Source organism: Rhodococcus daqingensis (assembly GCF_042665615.1).
Lineage (GTDB): Bacteria > Actinomycetota > Actinomycetes > Mycobacteriales > Mycobacteriaceae > Rhodococcus_G > Rhodococcus_G daqingensis.
In genome coordinates, this window is the sequence record NZ_JBHTCS010000002.1 from 474,379 (window position 1) to 480,378 (window position 6,000).

General features: G+C 70.8%; 4 protein-coding genes. 2 read left to right on the top strand and 2 right to left on the bottom strand.

What is annotated here, in order from left to right:
* The first annotated feature begins 68 nt into the window (after positions 1-68).
* Together ACFQS9_RS03500 and ACFQS9_RS03505 are read left to right on the top strand one after the other, a co-directional pair.
* Entirely contained in the window at positions 69-1,454 is a 1,386-nt protein-coding gene (locus ACFQS9_RS03500; RefSeq protein ID WP_378401573.1) for a hypothetical protein, read from the top strand.
* A complete protein-coding gene (locus ACFQS9_RS03505) occupies positions 1,451-2,035 on the top strand; it encodes a GNAT family N-acetyltransferase (RefSeq protein WP_378401575.1) in 585 nt (194 codons plus the stop codon). The genes ACFQS9_RS03500 and ACFQS9_RS03505 overlap by 4 nt, the downstream gene beginning before the upstream one ends.
* Here the strand turns inward: ACFQS9_RS03505 and ACFQS9_RS03510 are convergent.
* Together ACFQS9_RS03510 and ACFQS9_RS03515 are read right to left on the bottom strand one after the other, a co-directional pair.
* A complete protein-coding gene (locus tag ACFQS9_RS03510) occupies positions 2,025-3,635 on the bottom strand; it encodes a glycosyltransferase family 87 protein (RefSeq protein ID WP_378401630.1) in 1,611 nt (536 codons plus the stop codon). The genes ACFQS9_RS03505 and ACFQS9_RS03510 overlap by 11 nt on opposite strands.
* A gap of 54 nt (positions 3,636-3,689) precedes the next feature.
* Positions 3,690-6,000, bottom strand: a 2,311-nt coding sequence (locus ACFQS9_RS03515) for a transglycosylase domain-containing protein (RefSeq protein ID WP_378401577.1), incomplete at its 5' end; no start/stop codon positions are given.

Below are 6,000 nucleotides of genomic sequence, written 5' to 3' on the forward strand. Positions count from 1 at the left end.
CCGCCCCGGGGACGGCCACGAGAGCGGAAGGATCCCTCCGCCGGCCGGGAGCACCTAGGCTGACAACCATGCGGACGCGCGCCCGAGCAGGGTCACCGGCGGTGGCGGTCACCGTGGTCCTGCTCTGTGCCCTCACCCTCGCCCTCGGTTACCTGAACAAGGCAAGGTGCGCGGGCGCGCCCTTCGCGGAGAACGGTCGCAGCCTCGTCTTCGACCGACTCAAGGACCGCAACTTCTGCTACTCCGACATCCAGTTCCTCTGGCTCGGCCGCGACATCGACAACCACGTCTTCCCGTATCTCACGGGCGGCATCACCCCCGACGGCGTGCTCACCGGCGGCACCGTCGAGTACCCCGTCCTCAGCGGGCTGTTGATGTGGCTCGGGGGGATCGGCGCACACAACGACGCCGAGTTCCTGCTGAACTCGGCGCTGATCCTGGTGCCGTTCGGGCTCGCCACCGCCTGGATGCTCGGCCGGCTGGCGGGCTGGCCCGCGCTGCTGTGGGCGGCGGCACCACCACTGGTGCTGTACGCCTTCCACAACTGGGAGCTCCCGGTCGTCGCGGCCGCCACCGCGGCGACCTTCGTGGTGGTCTACTACCGGCGGATCCCGCTGCGCACCAGAGCCGTCGGCGCGGCGGTCCTGCTCGCGATCGGCCTGTGCCTGAAGATCTACCCGGGCGCCTTCGTGCTGCCGCTGATGGCCTTCGTGTTCACCGGCGGCACCGATGGCGCCGAGCTGCCCGCCTCGGCGCGGGGACGGTTCGACCCGAGGGGCGCGCTGATGGTGGCCGCGGCGGCGGCGGGCACGGTGATCGCGATCAACCTGCCGTTCGCGGTCGCCGGCTATCCCGGCTGGCTCGCCTCGTTCACCTTCCAGTCCGCCCGCCAGGCCGACATCACCACCAACTCGGTCTGGTACTGGGGGGTGCGGCGCCTGTTCGGCGGCGTCGAGGGCCGCGGCAGCGCGTTCGCGACCTTCGTCGACGTGGCCTCGCCGCTGCTCATCGCGGCGTCGTTCGCGCTGGCGCTCTGGCTCGGCTTGCGCCGGTACCTGCGCGAGGGCAGCTACCCGTGGATCGCGGTGAGTGCGGCGATGCTGTGCGGCTTCCTGTTGCTGCACAAGGTGCACTCGCCGCAGTACACGCTGTGGCTGATCCCGTTCCTGGTGCTGCTGCGGGTGCCCTGGGCGCTGATCGGGGGATACCTGCTCGCCGACCTCGCGATGGGGATCGGGGTGTTCCGCTACTTCTACGAGCTCTCCACCGGATCGGACGCGCCCGCGATGGAGTTCGTCGTGCAGTTCGGCGTGTGGGGCCGCGCCGCCCTGCTGGTGGTGCTGTTCTTCGTCTTCCTGCGCTCGCGGCCACGCTGGGAGACGGCACCCCCCGACGACGATCTCCGACCCGCCGCCGGACGACCGGATCCGGCCCTCACCGCGGCGGCGTCATGACCGGGCCCTGGTTCGAACAGCCCACCCTCACGGGTAAATACGTCCGTCTCGAACCGCTGACGCTCGCGCACGCCGCGGACCTGCACCGGGCCGCCGACGACCCGACGCTGTTCCACTGGACCTGGCGTCCGATCGAAACTGTCGCGGACGCAACCGAATACATCCGGCACGCCCTCGACGATCCGCAGCGGCTGGCGTATGCCCAGATCGCCACCGAGTCCGGTGCGGCGGTCGGCACCACCTCGTACTACCAGCTGGACCCGCTGCACCAGTCGCTCGCGATCGGCTACACCTGGCTCTCCCGCGCGGCCCAGGGCGGCCGGATCAACCCGGAGGCGAAGCTGCTGTTGCTGCGCCGGGCCTTCGAGGATCTCGGCGCGGTCCGGGTCGAATGGCACACCGACGAGCTCAACGCGCATTCGCGGGGCGCCATCGCCAAGCTCGGCGCCGAATTCGAGGGGCTGCTCCGCAAGCACCGCCGCCGCGCCGACGGAAGCTGGCGCAACACAGCCCTCTTCTCGATGATCGACGACGACTGGCCGCTCGCCCGCGCCCAACTCGAGGCCCGGATCAGCGAATAGCCGGCGCCTCGGACCACGCCCGTGCTCCGTGCCCCTCGCGGGGGCGCAGCCACGAGGGCAGCCACCCCGGCTGCCGGTCCGGGGCCCCGTCGAGCACGCCGCCGACCGGGTCGTCCACCCCGCCGCCGCGCACCAGGTCCAGTTCCGGGCGGCGGATCTGGCGGATCACCAACGCGCACAGCACCAGGACCGCGAGGTCGCGGACGACCACCGTCGCCGTGAACCACTGCTCGGGCAGGCCCTTGTTCTGCACCCCCAGGTAGTAGTACATCCGGGGTACCCAGACGAGCGCGTCGATCGTCATCCACGCCAACAGGATTCGACGGTGCGGCAGGGCGAGCACCGCCAGCGGGACCAGCCACAGCGAGTACTGCGGGCTCCACACCTTGTTGGTGAGCAGGAAGGCGGCGATCACCAGGAAGCACAGTTGCGCGACCCTCGGCCTGCGGGCGGCGGTCAGCGCCAGGTACCCGATGCCCAGGCAGGCGGCGGCGAACAGCACGAGCGACACCGCGTTCAGATTCGTCGGGCTCTCACCCGCGCCCAGCGGACCGTCGAAACCGCGCCAGCCGGTGAACGAGGTGATCACGTTGTAGATCGAGTCCGGATCGGCGCCCCGCTCGGAGTTGAGCCTGAAGAACTCCCGCCAGCCGTCCGGGAACAGCAGCGCGATGGGCAGATTCACCACCACCCAGGCTGCGGTCGCGCCCGCGACGGCCTGCCACCACGACCGTATCCGGCCCGCCCGCAGGCACAGCACCAGCAACGGGCCGAGCAGCATCAGCGGATACATCTTGGTGGCACCGCCGAGGCCGAGCAGCACCCCCGCCAGCACCGGCCGCCTGCGTGCCCACCCGAGCAGCCCTCCGGCCGCGAAAGCCGTTGCCAGCGGGTCGAAGTTGGTGAACGCGTGCACGACGACCAGCGGCGACACCGCGACCAGCGCGGCGTCCCAGACCCGCCTCCCGGCCAGGAGCACCGTCGCCCAGACCGTCACCAGCCATGCCAGCGACAGCCCCAGCGCGACCACGTTGAAGTACAGGACCACCTGCAGCGCCCCGGGCAGCCAGGAGATCGCGTCCCAGGCCTTGGCCACCTTCATCGAGCCGTACTGGTAGAGCCCCGCGAGCACCGGATACTCCATGTACCGCTGCTGCACCGACCCGTCGCCGGCCGTCTCCTGCCACGACTTCTTGTACGGGAAGGCGCCCTCGTCGAGCCGCTCCGCCCCGTACAGCGGCACCGTGTCCGAGTAACACAACGCCGTGTACTGGCGGCTGCCGCTCCAGTCCAGGCCGAGTGCGCCGTCCGGCCCGTTGGGGGCCTGCTGGAGGCACGCCGCCTTGGTGGACCAGCCGAGGGCGAGGAACACCACCGCCAACAGCAGGATCACCCGCAGCGGGGTGAGGAACCGGGTCCGGCCGATCAGCGCGTGCCGCCCGACCGGGCCACCGATGACGCCGGTGAGCTCGGCGACCGTCGGATCGGTGCGCCCGGGCAGATCCCGGTCCGGCAAGGACCGGAGATCGTCCGCGAGCGGGCCCGGAGAGGCGATGACCGCGGCACCCGCGAACTCCTGCCGTGGAGCCTGCGGGACCACCGTCACGGTGCTGTCGTCGGGTTGCTCGGCCACCCGGGTGACGTTACCGACCGGCTATCGGTTCGGCCGGATCGGCGCTCCCTGCGGGCTGCCCTGCGCGTTGCCTGCCGGGCCGAGCTCCTCCTCGGCGTCGAGCTCCTCCTGCGTCGGCTGCCCCGGTGACGGACCCGGGTCCACCGTCGCGGGCGGCGTGGTCGGCTTCGGCGCGAGACCCGGCAGCGGGATCGTCACGCCGGGCAGCACCTCCACCTGTCGGGGGGTGATGATGACCGGCGGCAGCGTCAGCCCCGGCGCGGGCGTCGGCGACGGGGTGGCGGCCGTGGTCTTCGGCGGCACGTACGGCGCGGTGTACGCCGGCACGCCCGCCTGGCCCGCGATAGCCTCCGGCTTCGGGAAGGACTCGACCTCGGTGCCCTCCAGGGCACCGTCCATGGCGTCCTTCCAGATGTCGGACGGGAGCCCCGAGCCGTACATCAGCCCGCCGTAGCTGTTCTGCAGCGGCAGGCCCTGCTCGGTGCCCACCCACACGGCGGTGGACAGCGACGGCGTGTAGCCGACCATCCAGGCGTCCTTGTTCTCGCCGGTGTCGCCGAGCTGCGCGGTTCCGGTCTTCGCGGCGGACGGGCGCCCACCGGCCAGGCCGTGGTTGCGGGAGTAGGCCGCGATCGGTTGGAGGGCGGAGGTGACGTTGTCGGCGACCGCCGGCTTCAGCCGGGCCTCACCCGCCGTCGCGGGCCCGCGATCGAGCAGCACGGTGCCGTCGCCGGTGACGACCTTCTGTACGAAGTGGGGCGCGCGGTAGACCCCGGAGGCCGCCAGCGTGGCGTACGAGGACGCCATGTCGATCACCCGGGACTGGTACTGACCCAACACGATTCCGTACTCGGAGGATCCGCTCGGCTCCTGCAGGCTGATGCCCGGGATGCCGGGGATCTCCTCGGGGATGCCGGCCTTGTGCGCGATGTCCGCGATCTTCTCCGGGCCGTTCTCGATGGACATCATCTGCCGGTAGAAGCTGGTGTTCAGCGAGCGCTTGGTCGCCTCCGCGATGGTGCAGGTGCCGCAGGACTGGCCCTCGGCGTTGTTGATGGTGACGCCGCCGAGCTTGAGGGGGCTGCTGTCGTACATCTTCGACAGCGGGATGCCCTCGTTCAGCGCAGACGCGAGGCCGAACACCTTGAACGACGAACCGGTCTGCAGCCCGGACTGTGCGAAGTCGAAGCCGGCGCCGTCGGCGCCGCCGTAGTAGGCCTTCACCCCGCCGGTCTTCGGGTCCACCGACACCACGGCGGTGCGCAGGTTCTTGTCCTCGCCCTCCATGTTGCTGGTGACCGCGTCGACGACGGCCTGCTGCGCCTGCTGGTCGATGGTGGTGGTGATCTGCAGTCCCTCGGTGTTGAGGACCTGCTCGTTGATGCCGTTCTCGGCGAGCTCCTTGATCACCTGGCTGCGGACCAGCCCCTCGGGCCCCTTGGCCGAGCTGCCGTTGTCGACCTCGGACTGCGGGATCGTATGCGGGTACTTGAAGCCCGCCCGCTCGCTCGCGTCGAGGGTGTTCGCGGTGACCATGCCGTCGAGGACATAGTTCCACCGGCTCTCGGCGCCGGTCGGGTTGGTCTCGGGGTCGAGCAGCGACGGCAGCTGGATGGTCGCCGCGAGCACGGCGCCCTCCTCGATCGTCAGCTCCTCGACCGGCTTGTTGAAGTAGGCCTTCGACGCGGCCGCGATGCCGTACGCACCGCGACCGAAGTAGATGGTGTTCAGGTAGGCGGCGAGGATGTCGTCCTTGGACCACTGCCGGGCCATCTTCGAGGAGATGACCAGCTCGCGCATCTTGCGGCTGAGCGCGCGCTCGTTACCGACCAGCGCGTTCTTCACGTACTGCTGGGTGATCGTCGAGCCGCCGCCCGCGTCCTCCTTGCCGAGCAGGTTGTTGCGCGCCGCCCGGGCGAAGCCGGAGATCGAGAATCCGGGGTTGGTGTAGAAGTCGCGGTCCTCGGCCGAGAGCACGGCGTTGCGCACGTGCGGCGGGATCTGATCGATGGTGACGTCGGTGCGGTTGCCCTCCGGCGGGACGATCGTGCTGAGCACGGAGGTGCCGTCACTGGCGTAGATCGTCGCGACCTGGTTGGTCTTGATGTCGCCCGGCTTGGGCACGTCCGCGGCCGTGTAGGCGACCATGAACGTCAGCAGCGGCACCACCAGCCCGAGGGCGACGAGGCTGATCGCCGTGCGCCGGACGATCTTCCAGCGGTTCGACTTGCCCTTCTTCGGCGGCTTCGGCGGCTGCCCGCCGGACGAGCCGCCCCGCGCCTTGGGCGGCGGACCGGCCGGGGGGCGCCCGCCGGGCCCGTTGCCGCCGCCC